13 protein-coding genes and 1 pseudogene are annotated in these 17,335 nt (G+C 62.4%); 8 read left to right on the top strand and 6 right to left on the bottom strand.

Annotation, left to right across the window (positions count from 1 at the left end; all coding sequences use genetic code 11):
* Positions 1-21 precede the first annotated feature (21 nt).
* The gene (locus K5R89_RS02200; protein WP_023289437.1) at positions 22-912 is read left to right on the top strand and encodes an oxidoreductase; all 891 of its coding nucleotides are present in this window, start codon (positions 22-24) and stop codon (positions 910-912) included.
* 27 nt (positions 913-939) lie between these two features.
* Here the strand turns inward: K5R89_RS02200 and K5R89_RS02205 are convergent, their stop codons facing one another.
* The 4 genes and pseudogenes from K5R89_RS02205 to K5R89_RS02220 form a co-directional block, all read right to left on the bottom strand.
* Complete coding sequence (locus K5R89_RS02205) at positions 940-1,671, bottom strand: class II aldolase and adducin N-terminal domain-containing protein (protein WP_032452631.1); 732 nt, start codon at positions 1,669-1,671, stop codon at positions 940-942.
* 5 nt (positions 1,672-1,676) lie between these two features.
* Positions 1,677-2,507, bottom strand: coding sequence for an ABC transporter substrate-binding protein (locus K5R89_RS02210; RefSeq protein ID WP_023289439.1), 831 nt, complete (start codon positions 2,505-2,507; stop codon positions 1,677-1,679).
* Between the two features lie 23 nt (positions 2,508-2,530).
* Positions 2,531-3,403 carry a phytanoyl-CoA dioxygenase family protein gene (locus tag K5R89_RS02215; protein WP_064154704.1) on the bottom strand — a complete coding sequence of 291 codons (873 nt, stop codon included), beginning with the start codon at positions 3,401-3,403 and terminating at the stop codon, positions 2,531-2,533.
* 26 nt (positions 3,404-3,429) lie between these two features.
* Positions 3,430-4,950, bottom strand: a pseudogene (locus K5R89_RS02220) (amino acid ABC transporter permease/ATP-binding protein).
* A gap of 489 nt (positions 4,951-5,439) precedes the next feature.
* On the opposite strand from K5R89_RS02220, the gene K5R89_RS02225 reads away from it, so the two are divergent.
* From K5R89_RS02225 to K5R89_RS02255, 7 genes are all read left to right on the top strand, one after another.
* Positions 5,440-6,354, top strand: a complete 915-nt coding sequence (locus tag K5R89_RS02225) for a LysR substrate-binding domain-containing protein (RefSeq protein ID WP_004204026.1) — start codon at positions 5,440-5,442, stop codon at positions 6,352-6,354.
* Positions 6,355-6,524: 170 nt separating this feature from the next.
* Entirely contained in the window at positions 6,525-7,781 is a 1,257-nt protein-coding gene (locus tag K5R89_RS02230) for an NAD(P)/FAD-dependent oxidoreductase (RefSeq protein WP_087827657.1), read from the top strand.
* A gap of 26 nt (positions 7,782-7,807) precedes the next feature.
* Positions 7,808-8,242 (top strand): RidA family protein, encoded by a 435-nt coding sequence (locus K5R89_RS02235; protein ID WP_044522612.1) that lies wholly within the window; start codon positions 7,808-7,810, stop codon positions 8,240-8,242.
* Complete coding sequence (locus K5R89_RS02240) at positions 8,239-8,913, top strand: DUF1028 domain-containing protein (RefSeq protein ID WP_130952585.1); 675 nt, start codon at positions 8,239-8,241, stop codon at positions 8,911-8,913. The genes K5R89_RS02235 and K5R89_RS02240 overlap by 4 nt, the downstream gene beginning before the upstream one ends.
* Positions 8,906-10,075 carry an acetylornithine deacetylase gene (gene argE, locus K5R89_RS02245; protein WP_217259186.1) on the top strand — a complete coding sequence of 390 codons (1,170 nt, stop codon included), beginning with the start codon at positions 8,906-8,908 and terminating at the stop codon, positions 10,073-10,075. The genes K5R89_RS02240 and argE overlap by 8 nt, the downstream gene beginning before the upstream one ends.
* 24 nt (positions 10,076-10,099) lie before the next feature.
* Positions 10,100-10,918, top strand: coding sequence for a phytanoyl-CoA dioxygenase family protein (locus K5R89_RS02250; protein ID WP_049015212.1), 819 nt, complete (start codon positions 10,100-10,102; stop codon positions 10,916-10,918).
* Positions 10,919-10,940: 22 nt separating this feature from the next.
* Positions 10,941-11,924, top strand: a complete 984-nt coding sequence (locus K5R89_RS02255; protein WP_072413118.1) for a zinc-dependent alcohol dehydrogenase family protein — start codon at positions 10,941-10,943, stop codon at positions 11,922-11,924.
* Between the two features lie 2 nt (positions 11,925-11,926).
* On the opposite strand, the gene tynA is transcribed toward K5R89_RS02255, so the two are convergent.
* Positions 11,927-14,194, bottom strand: a complete 2,268-nt coding sequence (gene tynA, locus K5R89_RS02260; protein WP_217259185.1) for a primary-amine oxidase — start codon at positions 14,192-14,194, stop codon at positions 11,927-11,929.
* Positions 14,195-15,008: 814 nt separating this feature from the next.
* Positions 15,009-17,054, bottom strand: a complete 2,046-nt coding sequence (paaZ, locus tag K5R89_RS02265; RefSeq protein ID WP_217259184.1) for a phenylacetic acid degradation bifunctional protein PaaZ — start codon at positions 17,052-17,054, stop codon at positions 15,009-15,011.
* Positions 17,055-17,335: the final 281 nt, after the last annotated feature.

Consider the following 17,335-nt stretch of genomic DNA (forward strand, 5'->3'; position numbering starts at 1 on the left):
AATGATGAGGAGGTCTTCGGCATGACAGCATTTCCTGAGGTTGCACTAATTGGTCCCGGCGCCATTGGCACGACTATCGCCGCCGCCCTGTTTGCGGTGGGAAGGGCGCCGGTGGTTTGCGGGCGCACTGCCCATTCGTCGCTGGTGCTGCGCACTGATGAGGGTGAGATCGTGGTGCCCGGCCCGGTGCTTACCGACCCAACGGCGATAGCCGCCCCCTTCGATCTGGTGTTTGTCGCGGTGAAGGCCACCCAGACGGAGGCCATCGCCCCCTGGCTGACGGCCCTGTGCTCGCCGGACACCGTGGTATGCGTGCTGCAAAACGGCGTCGAGCAGCGCCAGCAGTTTGCCCCTTTGACCGGCGGCGCGACGGTGCTGCCGTCGGTGGTCTGGTTTCCGGCGCAGCGCGACGCCGATGCTTCCGTCTGGCTGCGCGCCGCGCCGCGACTGACGCTGCCGGACCTGCCGGGGGCGGAGCGGGTGCAGCAGGCGCTGGCGGGAACCCGCTGCGCGGTGGAGCTGGCGGCCGATTTTACCACCGTGGCCTGGCGTAAACTGCTGCAGAACGCCGTCGCCGGACTGATGGTGCTGACCGGACGACGCGCCGGGATGTTCGCCCGGGAGGAGATCACCGCTCTCGGACTGGCCTATTTGCGCGAATGCCTGCAGGTGGCGCGGGCGGAAGGAGCCGTCCTGAGCGACAGCGTGCCGGAGGAGATCATCGCCGGTTTTCATCGGGCGCCTGCCGACCTGAGCACCTCTATTCTGATCGATCGCCTGCATGGCCGACCGCTGGAGTGGGATATTCGTAACGGGGTGGTGCAGCGTCGCGGGCGTCAGCACGGCATACCGACGCCGCTCAGCGATATCATCGTGCCGCTGCTGGCGGCGGCCAGCGACGGCCCGGGCTGACCCGGGCTGGCGCGGGCTGGCGCGGGGTTAGTCCACCAGGGAGGGATCGAGGTCGATCATCAACTGCTTCATCTCGGCAAAGTGCTGCCGGGAGAAATCGGCAATCTTCTCCCAGTCCTGGGCGGTTTTTTCCGCCACCGCGTCTGACAGCACCTTCAGCGGCTGGCCGGTTGACCAGGCGGTGATCAGGATCTGACAGGCGCGCTCGAGGGTCCAGATATCGTCGAACGCTTCGCCGATGGTCGGGGCGGTCACCAGCACCCCGTGGTTGCCCATCAGCAGACGGCGTTTATCCGCCAGCAGCCCCGCCAGCCGGGCCCCTTCTGCCGCGGTGTCCGCCATCCCGCCGTACAGCGTATCGACGGCGACCCGGTTAAAATAGCGGGCCGTGTTCTGGTCGATGGGCAGGATCTGCGGCGTCGCCAGACAGGCGAGGCTGGTGGTGTACACCGGGTGCAGATGCAGCACCACCCGCACGTCCGGCAGCCGCTGATGGATCTGCCCGTGAATAGCCCACGCGGTGGCATCGACGTCAGGGCGCGCGGCGCAGCTTTCATCATCGGCGTTCAGCACCAGCAGATCGCTGGCGCGGATGCGCGAAAAGTGTTTCCACTTCGGGTTCAGTAAAAACGTCTTCCCGTCGGCGGAGAGCGCGGCGCTGAAATGGTTGGCCACCGCCTCATGCATGCCAAGATGGGCAATGATGCGAAAGGTGGCCGCCAGGTCGATGCGGATCTGCTCTTCATCGGTATCGCGCATGGGCATTACTCCGCTTTTGGCATCAGGGTCTGCAGATCCTCTGCCGTCGGCGCCTGGAAGTGATATTTCTTCAGCAGAGCGGCGTATTCCGGCGTGGTGCTGTATTTTTTCAGCGCCTCTTCAAGGGCGGTTTTCACCTCAGTGTTGCCTTTTTTAACGCCAAAGCCGTTCAGCACCGGATAGATCAGAGTGTCAGAGGCGATTACCACCCGGTCGCCCAGCTTTTCCACCACCCCGCGCGCCACGGCGGCGTCGGTGATCTGCGCATCCACTGCGCGCGACAGCAGCGCCTGGGTGGTCTGCGGGTCGGTGGTATAGACGCTCAGCGCAATCGGCTTCAGCCCCTTCTTCACGCAGTAGTCGGCGGAAAGCTTCTGCAACTGCGCCAGCCACGAGGTGGCGCCCATCGAGCCGATTTTATGCCCGCAGAAGTCTTCCGGGGTCTTTGGCTGATAGTCGCTCCCTTTACGGGCGAGGATCGCTTCCCCGCTTTTCAGGTACGGCACCATGTCGATCACCTTCAGGCGCTCGGCGGTAATGTACATCGACGAGTTGGTGATATCGAAGCGCCCGCCCTGCAGCCCGGGGATCAGGTTGGGGAAGCGGGTATCGATATTCACCGCCTCGCGGCCCATGCTCTTCGCCAGGCCGTCGAGCAGTTCAATATCAAACCCCGCCGGCTTATTGTTCTCCATATACTCGTAAGGGAAAAAGGTCATGTCCGAACCGGCGGTGATCTTGCCGCTTTGCTGGAAGGCCAGCGCGTTCAGGGATGTCAGAGCCCCCGCTGCGCAGAGCAGCAGAGCCAGCGGGCGTGGTGCGAAAAAGCGTGTCATAAAACCTCCGGAGTGTGGGCTAATTACATGCTGGCGCGATCGGCACCGGCCTGCTGAACAAAAAACGAAGCGCCGCGCGGCTTCTGCGGCAGACGAAGCTGGTTATCGGTGCTGCGCACCAGACCGCTCTCTTCCCCGGCCACCAGCTGGCCGGCATGGCGGCTCGGCAGCGGGTTTTCGCCGAAGGGCAGCGCATCCTCGGCGGCGTAGACGCTGATGAACAGGGTGCGCGGCAGGGCGGTTTCGTTGGGGCTGGAGGCGTGCAGCAGGCGGGTATGCATAAAGCAGACTGAGCCCGCCGGGCCAAAACAGGCCTGCGGCTGCTGGCAGTGAGCCGTCACCACCTCGTCATCCACCGCTCCGGTGAAGCGCCCTTCCTGCCAGTGGGACCACAGCGGCCCCTGATGGCTGCCCGGCACCACATTGAGCGGGCCATTCTCCGGCGTCACCTCGCTGACCATCAGCAGGGCAGTGATGATGTCGTCATTGCTGTGCGGGGTGAAGAGGAAATCCTGATGCCATTTCACCTCGGTGGCGGTGTGCGGCAGCTTGGAGTTAATTTTGCTGTGGTGAAAGCGGGTGCCGCTGCCGCCGATCAGCTGCGCGGCGATGGTCGTCATCCGCGAGTTGAGCGCAGTATGGCGATACGCTTCGGAGATCTCCGTCGGGGAGGCGACCCGGCGCAGCGACGGATGGTCGGGAGCATGGTCGCGCTCGATATCGAAGCGCGGCCGCCCGTCGAGGGTTTCCCCCCACGCCGACGCGTGGCGGCGGCTCTCCTCGACCCAGCCGTCAAAATCGCTCTGCAGAGTGGCGATGTCGGCGGCGGAAAGCACCCCTTCGACCACCAGATAACCCTGCTGATGAAACTGCTCAATTTGCCACTGCGCAATCATAGTTTTTCCTCTTCACGTCCCGATAGTTAAGCCAGAGAAACATCTTTCAGAAAGGCCTCGACCCGCGGGTGTTGCCCGCTGCGCATCGCCTGCGGCGTGTCATCGCACACCACCCGGCCTTTCTCCATAAACACGATCCGGTCAGACACTTTGAAGGCGAAGTTCATCTCGTGGGTGACGATGACCATGGTGATGCCTTCGTGGGCCAGGGATTCGATAACCTGCAGCACCTCATTCACTTTTTCCGGATCCAGCGCCGAGGTGGGCTCATCGAACAGCATGATCTGCGGGCGCATCATCAGGGCGCGGGCGATAGCCACCCGCTGCTGCTGACCGCCGGAGAGCTGGTGCGGATACTTCCAGGCGTGTTCCAGCATGCCCACCTTGTGCAGCAGCTCGCAGGCGTGCTGGCGCAGCTCCGCGTCGCTTGCCAGATGGTGATAGCGCGGGGCCAGCAGCAGATTGCCGAACACGGTCAGATGCGGGAACAGGTTGAAGCTCTGGAACACCATGCCGATATTCAGACGGTGTTCGGCATTCTCCATAAAGCGCGGCTTCTGCTGCCCCTGGCGGTCGAGATGAATAAAGGGCTGGCCGTTAATCTGAATTTCGCCGTTGTCGATCTGCTCAAGACCGTTCAGCAGGCGAATGAGGGTGGTTTTTCCCGAGCCCGACGGGCCGATGACCGACACCACTTCGCCGGGCTGGATCTACAGGCTCACCGCCCCCAGCACTTCGACGTTGTTGTAGGCCTTATGCAGCTTAGAGGCCTGCAGCGCCGGCTCATGGCCCTGGGAGACGCTGCGCGCCATCGCCGGGCGGCGGGCGGTCGCCAACTGCTGCATCTCGGCATCCACCGGCCGGGCGGTGTCGCGTCGGGTCACATCGAGGTAGTTCTCCAGCCGTTTCAGCAGAAAATCGAACACCGTGACGATAAAGATGTAATAAAACGCCACGGCGGTCATGGTCTCCATGACCAGAAAGTTCTGCGAGTAGAGCTGCTGGCCGACCATTAATATTTCGGTCAGGGAGATCACCGACACCAGCGAACTGAGCTTCACGATGGCGATATACTCATTGGCCAGCGCCGGCAGGGCGACGCGCAGCGCCTGGGGAATGATCACCCGCCACTGGATCCCGGCGTAGCGCAAACCCAGGGCCCGCGCGGCTTCACTCTGCCCGCGGGGGATGGAGAGCAGCCCGCCGCGATGGATCTCGGCGATATAGGCCGCTTCGCTGAGGACCATCGCCAGCAGGCCGGCCCAGAAGGGGTCGTTCAGCACCGGCGCGAAGGAGGGCAGCGCCTGCGGCATGTTGTAGACAAAAATCAGCAGGACCAGCAGCGGCATACTGCGAAATAACCAGATATACAGCCGGGCAGGGGTGGATAACCAGCCGCGCGGCGACTGTTTAGCCAGCGCCAGAATAAATCCGAGCACAATACTGCAGCCCCAGGTCAGCAGACTTAATTTAATGACGGTCCCGGTGGCCCACCAAAAATCGGCATCGCTGAGCAGGCTTAACATGTAGTTCCAGTTAAACGTCATGGGCTATTTCACTCGTCATAATTAACCTAAATGAAAGCGGCTCGGCTGTGCATTAATGGGGAGCCGCCGGTGTTCATCGTGCGAATACACTATGCTGGCAGGATGCTTTCAGAGGCAATTAGTAAATTTTTGGTCTTTAAGTTTAAAAAAAACTATACAGCGTTATTAACGATATGGAATTTAAAGTGATTATCAGGATACTTTACGTAAACAATTTAAAAACAATAGCTGTAATTCAATAACGCCATTTTATGCAGACAGGTTATTTTGCGCGAAACTGGGGCGACCGCTGCCTGCTCAATGTGCAGCGTGATGCATGATGGTGCAAACGGAGAAATAAACCGCGCCGGCGCGGGAGGAGAAAAAATAATATCGCCCCCTGGCGGGCAATGCGCCGCCATTCTTCGCGGGTGGCACGCGGATTGCTTGGGACTTAGAGGAAAACTATTCCCCGCGTGCGCCGGACCATATTTTATCAATGGTGATGCTATGAACCGATTTACCCTGAAGCAGCTCAAATATTTCGTCACCGTGGTGGAGACGGAGAGTATCGCCGAGGCCTCCCGCCAGCTGCACATTGCGCAGCCGTCGATTTCCATTGCCATTAAGAATCTGGAGAGCACCTTCGACCAGCAGCTGTTTATTCGCCACCACGCGCAGGGCGTCTCGCTCACCTCCAGCGGTCGGCGGATCTACGATAAAGCGAAGGAGCTGCTGCGCCTGTCGTGGGAATTTGAGCAGAATTCGCGAGCGGATAAGGAGCTGGTTTCTGGCATGATCTCCATTGGTTGCTTTGAGTCGGTGGCCCCGCTGTATATGCCGAAGCTGGTGGCCGGGTTTAAGAAATGCTATCCGGAAATTACGCTGCATCTGTATGACGGCGAACAGCATGAGCTGATGCATGGCCTGCACCGCGGCCGCTTCGACCTGGCGCTGGTCTACGATCTGGAGCTCGGCCACTCGATCAATAAAGAGCGGCTTAATGCTCCGCATAAACCCTACGCGCTGCTGCCCGCCGCGCATCCGCTGGCGCAAAAGGCGCAGGTGACGCTGCAGGAGCTGAGTCGCGAGCCGATGATCCTCCTCGATGCGGTCCCGAGTAAAAATTATTTCATCTCCATCTTTAAGGAAAAGGGCTATCACCCGGAAGTGGCTTACAGCTCCCCCTCTATCGAAATGGTGCGCTGTATGGTCGGCCAGGGGCTCGGTTTTTCGGTGCTGGTCACCCGGCCCTGCTGCGATATGACCTACGATGGCGAAAGGGTGGTGCAGCGGGATATTGCCGACGACATGCCCGCCTCAACCTTAATTATGGCGCATCTCGCTAATAATGAGCCGACGCGGCCGACGCAACTGTTTATGGATTATTGTCGCAGTATCGAATTAACCCCCTCCCACGGCTGAAATAATGCCTGTCGATCCGGCAGGCGTTATTTTTTCTGTCGCCACTCAGCCTCGTAAAATTCTATTCAGTCGATCGTTTTATAATATTTTACCAATTCGTCACAGTTAAATAACCTGAAAGCCGTCAATTCCGGCGACCTCGTCGGCAACTGTGCTTGAAGGATAGAGAAATGACTGAACAGATAACCGAGATCGATACCCTGGTGGTCGGCGCGGGGCAGGCGGGCGTCGCCATGAGCGAGCATCTGACCCGGCTGGATATCCCCCATCTGGTGCTGGAGAAACAGGGTATTGCCCAGGCCTGGCGCAGCGGGCGCTGGGATTCGCTGGTGGCCAACGGCCCGGCCTGGCACGATCGGTTTCCGGGGATGGTGTTCCCTGACTGCCCGCCGGACAGCTTTGTCGGCAAAGAGCAGGTTGCGGACTATTTTGCCGCCTATGCCCGCAGCTTCAATGCGCCGATCCGCACCGGGGTGGAGGTGTACAGCGCCGAACGCCTCGCCGGGCGGCCGGGCTTTCGTGTCGACACCTCCGAGGGGGTGATTGAGGCGCAGCGGATCGTGGCGGCTACCGGACCCTTTCAGCGCCCGACGATCCCGGCCATCGCCCCGCAGAGTGAGGCTATTCAGCAGCTCCATTCGGCGCACTATTTTAATCCGCAGCAGCTGCCGGAGGGCGGCGTGCTGGTGGTGGGGGCCGGATCCTCCGGCGTGCAGATTGCCGATGAGCTACAGCGTGCCGGACGCGCGGTGTGGCTGTCGGTGGGGGCGCACGACCGGCCGCCGCGTCGCTATCGCCAGCGCGATTTTTGCTGGTGGCTCGGCGTGCTGGGGATGTGGGACGCTGCGGCCAATGCGCCGGGGAAAGAGCATGTCACTATCGCGGTGAGCGGCGCGCGCGGCGGCCATACCGTCGATTTTCGCCAGCTGGCGCATCAGGGGGTCACCCTGGTGGGGCAGACTCGCGGCTTTGACGGCGCCAGGGCACTGTTCCACCCCGACCTGGCCGAGAATATCCGCCGCGGCGATGCCTCCTATCTTGCGCTGCTCGACGCCGCCGACGACTGGGTCGCGCGCAACGGTTTGGAGCTGCCCGAAGAGCCCTCCGCCCGTGATTTTCTGCCCGACCCGGCCTGCGTCAGCGACCCGCTGCTTAGCCTCGACCTGGCCGAGGCCGGGATCGGCGCCATCATCTGGGCGACCGGGTATACCACCGATTATCGCTGGCTGAAGGTCAACGCCTTCGATGACGCGCAGCGGCCGCAGCATCACCGCGGCGTGTCGACGGAGCCGGGGGTCTATTTCCTCGGCCTGCCGTGGCTGTCGCGGCGCGGGTCCACCTTTATCTGGGGCGTCTGGCACGATGCCAAATATATTGCCGACCAGATCGCCATTCAGCGCCAGTATCAGCGCTACCAGCCGTCCTGATAACCGATTCCTGAAGGAGTGCTTTGATGCCAACCCATACCCGTATTCGCATGTTTAACACCAAAGAGACCTACCCGAACCAGGCGCTGAATAACGATCTGTGCCAGGCGGTGCGGGCCGGGAATACCGTCTACGTTCGCGGCCAGGTCGGCACCGATTTCGCCGGCAACCTGATCGGCCTCGGTGACCCGCGGGCCCAGGCGGAGCAGGCGATGAAGAATGTCGAACAGCTGCTGAAAGAGGCCGGCAGCGACCTCTCGCATATCGTCAAGACCACCACTTATCTGATCGACCCCCGCTATCGCGAGCCGGTCTATCAGGAGGTGGGCAAATGGTTGAAAGGGGTCTTCCCCATCTCCACCGGGGTGGTGGTGTCGGCCCTGGCGCAGCCGCAGTGGCTGATGGAGATTGACGTCACGGCGGTGATCCCCGACGACTGGCAGGGGGAGGCGACAGAATGACCCTCTCCCTTACCGCCCGCTGCCCGGAAACGGGTCAGTTGGGCATCGCCATTAGTTCATCGAGCATGGCCGTCGGGTCGCGCTGTCCGTGGCTGCTGCCTGGCGTGGGGGCGGTTTCCAGCCAGAATATTACCCTGCCGTCGCTGGGGCCGCAGATCCTCAGCGCGATCGAGGTGGGGGCCAGCGTTGAGCAGGCCATGAAGCAGGCTCTGGCGGAGGATCGCTTCCGCGAATATCGCCAGGTTGCGGCGATTGACGCCAACGGCGACACAGCGGTGTTCAGCGGGGAGTTCACCCTCGGGATCGGCGGCGCCCTGACGGGGAATAACTGCGTGGCGGCGGGCAATATGCTGGCCAGTCAGGGCGTGATCGCCGCGATGGTGGGCGCCTTTGAGGCCGCCACCGGTGAGCTGGCCAGCCGGCTGCTGGCCGGGCTGCGCGCCGGGATCGTCGCCGGGGGCGAGGCCGGCCCGGTCCACTCGGCGGCGGTGAAGGTGGTGGATGATTACCCATGGCCGGTGGTCGACCTGCGCATTGACTGGGCGGAGGCGGATCCGCTGGCGGCCCTTGAGCAGCTGTGGCTGGCGTGGGAGCCGCAAATGGAGGCCTATATTACCCGGGCGCTCGACCCGCGCGAGGCGCCGGCCTATGGCGTGCCTGGCGATGAATAACACGCCGGGAGCGATCCTTGCCGCGCTGCTGGCCTTTGATACCACCAGCCGCCATTCGAACCTGGCGATGATCGACTGGATCGCCGATTTTCTCGCCGCCCGCGGCGTGGCGTCCCGCCGCTTTTATGACCCGTCGGGCGGTAAGGCCAATCTCTACGCCCGGCTGGGGCCGTCCGGCGGCGGCGGGGTGATGCTCTCGGGCCACACCGACGTGGTCCCGGTGGACGGGCAGGACTGGAGCGTGCCGCCGTTTAGCCTGACCGAGCGCGATGGCCGCTACTACGGCCGCGGCAGCGCCGATATGAAGGGCTTTCTCGCCTGCGTGCTGGCGGCAGTGGATGACTTTCTGGCGGCGCCGCTGCGCATGCCATTGCATCTGGCCTTCTCCTATGATGAAGAGGTCGGCTGTCTCGGCGTGCGTAGCCTGGTGGCGTTTCTGCAGGCCTCGCCGGAGAAACCGGCGCTGTGCCTCATCGGCGAGCCGACGGAGATGCAGCCGGTGTTCGGTCATAAAGGCAAACTGGCCATGCGCTGCTGTATCGAGGGCCAGGCCTGCCATTCGGCCTATGCCCCACAGGGCGTGAACGCCATCCACTACGCGGCCAGGCTAATTAATCGCCTGGATCGGCTGGGCGCGGGTCTGGCCCGGCAACAGGACAGCCGCTTCTCGCCGCCCTTCAGCACCCTGCAGGTGGGCACCATTCAGGGCGGCGCCGCGCTGAACATCGTCCCGCAGTCCTGCCGCTTTGATTTTGAGATCCGCTACCTGCCGGGGATGCGTCCCGAAGCGGTCACCGAGGCGCTGGCGGCCTACGCCCGCCGCCGGCTGCTGCCGAAGATGCGCCGGGTCGGCGGCGGGAGCGACATCCAGTTTCAGCTGTTGAGCCACTACCCGCCGCTGCTCAGCGATCCGCAGTCCGACTTCGCCCGCTGGCTGGCGCAGTGGTGCGGCAGCGATCGGTTTTCCACCGTGGCGTTCGGCACCGAAGGGGGGCTGTTCGATGAGATGGGCGTCGCGACCCTGGTCTGCGGGCCGGGCAGCATGGCCCAGGGCCACAAGGCCGATGAGTACGTCAGCATCGACCAGACCGAACGCTGTATGACGATGCTGGGCCAGCTGTGCGCCTGGATGCGCGCCGAGCCCGCAGAACCGCTTACCTGATCCACCCACACAGGAACCCAAGCGATGCACAATCAATACTCTCCCCATATCGATCAAGCGACTGTCGACCGCTGGCAGGCGGATGGCGTGGTATTACTGAAGGGCGTTTTTACCCCCTGGGTTGAGCGCCTCGCCGAGGGGGTCACGGCGCTGATGGCCAGCCCCAGCGAATATGGTCATGCGCGCACGGTGATCCCCAAAGATGGCTCGCCGCCTTTCTTTCAGGATTACTGTAACTGGTCGCGGATCCCGACGTTTAGCGAGTTTGTCTTCCAGTCGGCGGCCGCGGAGATCGCCGCGGCGCTGATGCAGTCGCAGACGGCGAAATTTTTCCATGAGCATACGCTGGTCAAACCCGCCGGAGGCAGCACGGTCACCCCCTGGCATCATGATCAGCCGTACTATTGCGTCTCCGGCCGGCAGAACGTCAGCTTCTGGATCCCGCTGGACCCGGTAGCGGAGGCCACCTCGCTGCGCTGCATTCGCGGGTCGCATCGCTGGGAGGCGGAGTACAGTCCCACCCGCTTCAATGGCACAAAGCTCTACGAACACACCCGGTTCAGCGCGCTGCCGGATATCGACGCCCATGAGGATGAGTACGATATCGTCAGCTGGGCGCTGGAGCCGGGGGACGCGGTGGCCTTCCATTTTCGCACCGTCCATGGCGCCCGCGGCAACCCCGGGGCGCGGGCGCGACGGGTCTTCTCCGCCCGCTGGGTGGGGGATGACGCCGCGTTTGCCGACCGCGGCGGCGTGACCTCGCCGCCGTTCCCCGAACTGACTCTGCGGGACGGCGACCCGCTGGATTCGCCACTGTTCCCCCAGGTCTGGCCACCGGCGTAAGCGGCTGCGGACGGGATCTGCTATGATCCCGCCTTTCGTTGTCTGGAGCCTGTCGATGTTCAATGACGCCATTGTTTATGACCGCTACGGGCCGCCGGCCGCGGTGCTATCGCTGAAACGCACCCCGCTGGCGCCGCTGGCCGGCGGACGGGTGCGGGTCAGGATGCGCTATGCCCCGGTGAATCCCTCAGATCTGATCCCCATTACCGGCGCCTATCGCCACCGTACCCGACTGCCGGCCGTGCCCGGCTACGAAGGCCTTGGCGAGGTGGTCGCCGCGCCGTTCGGCAGCCGACTGACCGCGGGCCAGCGGGTGCTGCCCCTGCGCGGGGGCGGCACCTGGCAGCGGTTTATCGATCTGGATGAGACCTGGCTGGTGCCGGTTCCCGCGGCGGTTGACGATCTGCTGGCCGCCCGCGGGTATATCAATCCGCTGACCGCGATGCTGATGCTCAGACGCTGGCCGGTTGCCGGGAAACAGATCGTGCTGACCGCCGCCGCCTCCTCTTGCGCCAGCCTGCTGGGGCAGTGGGCGCTGGCCATGGGCGCCCGTTCGGTAAGCGGGATTATTCGCTCGCCGCAGCATCGGGCGCGTCTGGAGCAGGCCGGGATCTATCCGATCCTTGAGGCCGACCGGGCGCTGGTGGAGAAGGTCAGCCAGCACAGCGATCTGGTGTTTGACGCGGTGGGCGGGGAGCTGGGGAACACGCTGTTGTCGGTGCTGCCCGCATCGTCGATCCTGATCTCCTATGGCTTATTATCCGGACGGCCGCTGATCCAGACGCGCGCCAGCGCGGCGGTGCGCAAGTTTCATCTGCGGGAGGCGCTGCCTGGCCTTAGCGTGGCGGCATGGCGGGCGGCGTTCGACGAAATCTGGCAGCGGCTGCCGACGACCACGCAACCGCCGGCCCGGCGGGTGGCGTTGAACGACTGGCGGGAGGCGATTGCCGCCGCCGGCCAGCCGGGAAGAGGCGGTAAAATCCTGCTCGATTTCACCGTGGGTTAAGATTACTGTTTCTTCTCGCCGAGGGTCGGCGTTTCGTCAAAGAAGTTCCATGGCTTCAGCAGGGCGTGCGCCCATTCGGTGGGCATGATCGGCCACTCTTCAGCCCGCGCCACATGGGTGGTGCCGGTGGTGATCCACACCACGTCATCCTGGTGCGTCAGCGACTCATCGTCCTTCGCATACTGGCCTAACCCGGTATCGTGAGCGGAGCGGTTGGGGTATTTGCCTTCCGGATAGCGTTCGCTCGGGTGGTAGCGCGTCACCCACAGCTGTTTATCCATAAAGCTCAGACGATGGTAGATCCACTCGTCCGGGGCGAACCTGGCGCCGGTCGCCGCCGGATGGGTGCCGCCGGCGTAAGGGATGATCTGGTAAGAGACCGGGTTGCCCATGCGGTTCTCTTTGCTGGTGTTGCTCAGCAGGCGAATCGTGCCCGGGTCGAATTTCTGCGCCGCTTTCTGTTCGCTGTCGATCGTGTACTGATTCACCTGCATGGTGCTGGTGCGCGGGCCGCCGGCGGTGTTGGGCTTCACCTCCGGGTCCATCGCCACCAGGGTGTTGTTTTCGCCGTCCACGTCGAGGTCGAGACGGAAGTTATAGATATGCTGGTGGGTGGTGCCGACAATATTATGGTCGATCAGCGTTCCGTAGCGGGTATCCTCTTTGGCGCTAGGGTCGTGCATGGTCTTCGCCAGCACGCCTTTCACCGCCTCAATCCCGGTGGCGCCGGCGTCGATACCGATGGTGCCGTTGTCGTGGAATACCCAGTCAAAGATATAGTCGTAGTTGCCGACGGTGCTGATCCAGCGCACCACCAGCTCCCGGCGCTCGGTACTGACGTTGGGCTTGCCCATCTCCAGGTGCTTATATTCCGGCCCGGCGTAGCGCTCGAAGATGGCGACAGCGTGCGGGATGGTGGTCGGCGCGCCGGTGTAGTCGGCGATGGTTTCATCCAGCAGCACCGCATTCGACGGCGCGTCTTTGCCGCGTACAATCGGCGAGGTCAGGGTGCCCATGCCGTAATCGCCGGAGTCCAGATAGGCTTTGAAATACCAGCCGACGTCCGGGTCGCCGTAGGGGACGATCATCCCGCCGAGGGAACCTTCATACATCACCTGGCGTTTTTTGCCGTTATCGTTGTAGGTCACCGTCGAGAGGATGGGCCCGACGCGCGAGTTAAGACGCAGGTGGAAATCCCAGTTCCGCCAGTGAATGGTATCCCCGGTAATGGTGTAGTTTTTGCCTTCCGGTTCAGTAATATCCAGCGGTTTCACCGCCGGGGCGTTGCGGTCCCGGCCATCATACGGCCGCGGTTCCATCGGCACCGGGATCACCGGGCCTTCCTCGATTTTGATGATTTTCTTCGCTTCCAGGTCGACCACCGCCACCAGGTTTTCAATCGGGTGCGCCCAGTAGTTGCCGTCGCCGGTATCGAGATAGCTGACCACCTTCAGCAGGCGCGCATCCTGCTGCAGACCATCTTTGCCATCGAAGTAGCCAACGGTGAGCGGGGTGGTGACCACTTTTCCAGGATCGGTAATCCCGTGCTTTTTCAGCACCGCCGCGAATTCACTGCTGGCGTTGATGATGTTTTGCACGCTGGCGAAATCATCGAGCAGCACCATGCCGTGGGCGCCTTTGATCGGCGTCCATGAGAGGATTTTTTTGTGTTGCAGATCGACCACGGCCTCCATCACCTGTTTGCCATCCAGCATCACCACATCGGCAGTGCGCGGCGCATCCACTGGCGTACCCTGCAGGGCGAAGGCCCATACCGCCGCTTTATCCGGCTCATGCAGAGAAATTTCGCTAAACCGGGTATTAGGCTGGAATTCCGGCGCGGCTTTGACAATGGTCACCGCGTCGCTGATTTCCGCCGCCGAGAGCGAGTTTAATGGGTGAGGGCGCTTTTCCACCTGGAAGGTCTGGTCGAGACCGGACTGGAACACGTCGTTGATAAAGGTATCGGAGACCCAGGCTTTACCGTCCTTCATCACCACCGGCACCGGCAGATCAAGGGTTTTGCCGTTGACGATCGCGGTTTTAGCGCCGGGCTTCACTTTGACGTAAGCGCCGTCTTTTATCAGGGTAAACATTTGCGCATAGTCGTCCCACTGCACGTCAGCGCCAAACGCCTCCAGCGTTTTATCCAGTGGCACCATGTGCGCCTCGCTGCCGTGAGCGAAGACCGGGGATTGCCAGGCGCAAACCACCGCCACGGCCAGCGCCAGCGCGGTTTTACGAGGGGAAAATTTCAAGCCGTTTGCCATGATGACCTCATCTTATTGTTGTGTTGTCTTTTGCCGCTGCGAATGTCGGCTTTGTCACCCTTAAGCTACCAGCCCGCGGCGCCGGGGCGTTTGTTTGCTCTTGCCAGGTTATTTGTCAGGTTTGCCAGACGGACGTAAAAAATGCCTCCGCAGAGGCATGGAGCACGTGCGCCGGTTTTGTGCCGGGTGGCGGCTGCGCCTTACCCGGCCTACCTGTCCGGGTCTGACTGCCAGTAGGCCCGCGCAAGCGCAGCGCCGCCGGGCAAGGACAGCGGGCACGGAGCCGATTTTGCGCCGGGTGGCGGCTGCGCCTTACCCGGCCTACCTGTCCGGGTCTGGCTGCCAGTAGGCCCGTGCAAGCGCAGCGCCGCCGGGCAAGGACAGCGGGCACGGAGCCGATTTTGTGCCGGGTGGCGGCTGCGCCTTACCCGGCCTACCTGTCCGGGTCTGACTGCCAGTAGGCCCGTGCAAGCGCAGCGCCGCCGGGCAAGGACAGCGGGCACGGAGCCGGTTTTGTGCCGGGTGGCGGCTGCGCCTTACCCGGCCTACCTGTCCGGGTCTGATTGCCAGTAGGCCCGCGCAAGCGCAGCGCCGCCGGGCAAAGACCGCGGGCACGGAGCAGGTTTTGTGCCGGGTGGCGGCTGCGCCTTACCCGGCCTACCTGTCCGGGTCTGACTGCCAGTAGGCCCGCGCAAACTACGCTGAAGCCGCAGATAACATAAAGGACTTCCCGCGGCGAAACCGTTGCAAACCGCTTGCAGTCTCAATGGCTCAAGAAACGGCCAACAGAGCGCCAGCGGTCAATTTTCCGCCATTACGCCGGGAAATCCCCCTGCTGGCGCGCCACCAGGGTCAGAATGGAATACAGCGCCACCGCCTGCTGGTGCTGGTTGAAAATCTCCACCGCCCATTCCACCACGCCGGTAGCTTTCTCCTCGGCGCTACGCTGACGTTTAACGGTTTTCCGCTTACAGGTCAGACGCACCTGGATGGTGTCTCCCGGCTTGACCGGTTCAATAAAGCGCAGGTTTTCCATGCCGTAGTTGGCGATAACCGGCCCGACGCCGGCATCGACGAACAGACCGGCCGCCGCGGAGATCAGGAAATAACCGTGGACCACGCGCTCGCCGAAAATCGAGTCGGCGGCGGCGATTTTGTCCATGTGGGCGTAGAAATGGTCGCCGCTCAGACAGGCGAAGTTAACGATATCCGCTTCGGTCAGGGTCCGCCGCGGGGTCAGCAAACTGTCGCCGGGCTGGATCTCTTCGAAATATTTGCGGAACGGGTGAATGCGGTCTTCGCTCACCAGGGCGCCGCGCACCCACTGCTGGCCAATGGTCGCCAGCATCGTCGGGCTGCCCTGGACGGCGGTGCGCTGCATATAGTGTTTCACCGAACGCAGTCCGCCGAGCTCTTCGCCGCCGCCGGCGCGGCCGGGGCCGCCGTGCACCAGCTGCGGCAGCGGCGAACCGTGGCCGGTTGACTCGACCGAGGACGCCTCGTTCAGTATCTGAATACGGCCATGGGCGCGGGCGGCGCCGAGGATAAACTCGCGCGCCAGTTCGCCGCTGGCGGTGACCAGCGTTCCCGCCAGGCTACCGCCGCCGGCACGAGCCAGCGCCAGGGCATGCTGGCGATCCTGGTAGGGCATCAGGGTCGCCACCGGACCAAAGGCTTCAATGGCGTGAACCGCCGGGGTTTCATCCGGCTGCGCGCAGTAGAGCAGCGTCGGCGGGAAAAAGGCCCCGGCCGCGCTGAGGTCCGCCTGTCCGCCAAGCAGCGCTTCGCAGCCGGCGGCAATCAGTTTATTGACGCTCTCCTGAACGTCCTGACGCTGCTCGTGATTAACCAGCGCCCCCATCTTAATCCCTTCCTGCGCCGGGTCGCCGACGGTCACTTTATGCAGGCGGGCGATCAGCGCATCGCTAACCGCATTGATCTGCGCCAACGGGACGATGATGCGGCGGATAGCGGTACATTTTTGCCCGGCTTTCGCCGTCATCTCGCGGACCACTTCCCGGATAAACAGCGCGAACTCCGGCTGCTCCGGCGTGACGTCTTCGCCTAACACACAGCAGTTGAGCGAATCCGCTTCCATGGTAAAGGGAATCGATTTGGCCACCAGGTTGGGGTGCGACCGCAGCTGCTGGCCGGTGGCGGCTGAGCCGGTAAAGGTCACCACGTCCTGGCTGTCGAGATGGTCGAGCAGATCGCCCGCGCCGCCGCAAATTAGGCTGATGGCGCCTTCCGGCACCAGGCCGCTGTCGACAATCGCCTTCACCATGGCCTGGGTGAGCTGGGCGGTGGCGGTGGCCGGTTTAACGATCGCCGGCATGCCGGCCAGCCAGGTGGGGGCCAGTTTTTCCAGCATTCCCCAGCAGGGGAAGTTGAAGGCGTTGATATGCACAGCGACGCCTGATTTTGAGGTCAGCACGTGACGCGCGGCAAAACCGCCCTGTTTAGAGAGCGGGATCAGCTCGTCTTCCGGCCACAGGATATCGTCCGGCAGTTCGCGACTACCGAGCCCGGCATAGGTGAAAAGGGTGCCGATGCCGCCTTCGATATCCACCCAGCTGTCGGCGCGGGTGGCGCCGGTTTGCGCGGAAATCGCGTAGAACTGGTCTTTCTGCTCCAGCAGATGTTTCGCTACCGCTTTTAACATCGTGCTGCGTTCAATAAAGGTCATGGCTTGCAGAGCCTGACCGCCGCGCTCAATTGCGAAGCGGCGCGCCTGCGCCATATCCAGGCCTTCGCTGGTCACCTCCCACAGCGCCGCGCCGGTGATGGCGTGATGGATAGTACGGGCGCGGCCCCGGCCGGTCTGCCAGGCGCCGGATAAGTAGCTGGCTAACTGCTGCATCGCGAATCTCCAAATATGTTACGTGGAATGTCTATAAATAGTTCTTTTATGAATCATAAAATGCAAGCTCGTATTTAATAAATTATTAACATTGTGATCGCGATGACGTTATGTTTTCGGCCTAATTAACTGTATTTGTTGTGGTTTACAAAAGGTTTTGCGGAGGCTATCACAAAAAGAGTAAACAAAATTTGTGGTTTTCTTTAACCAATATGTAACCTTCAATAAACAAAGTGATTCACATAAACGGTTATGATGTGAATATCGGAATCATAAAGGTG

It is taken from the genome of Klebsiella sp. TF21-TM (assembly GCF_019753495.1).
Lineage (GTDB): Bacteria > Pseudomonadota > Gammaproteobacteria > Enterobacterales > Enterobacteriaceae > Klebsiella > Klebsiella quasipneumoniae.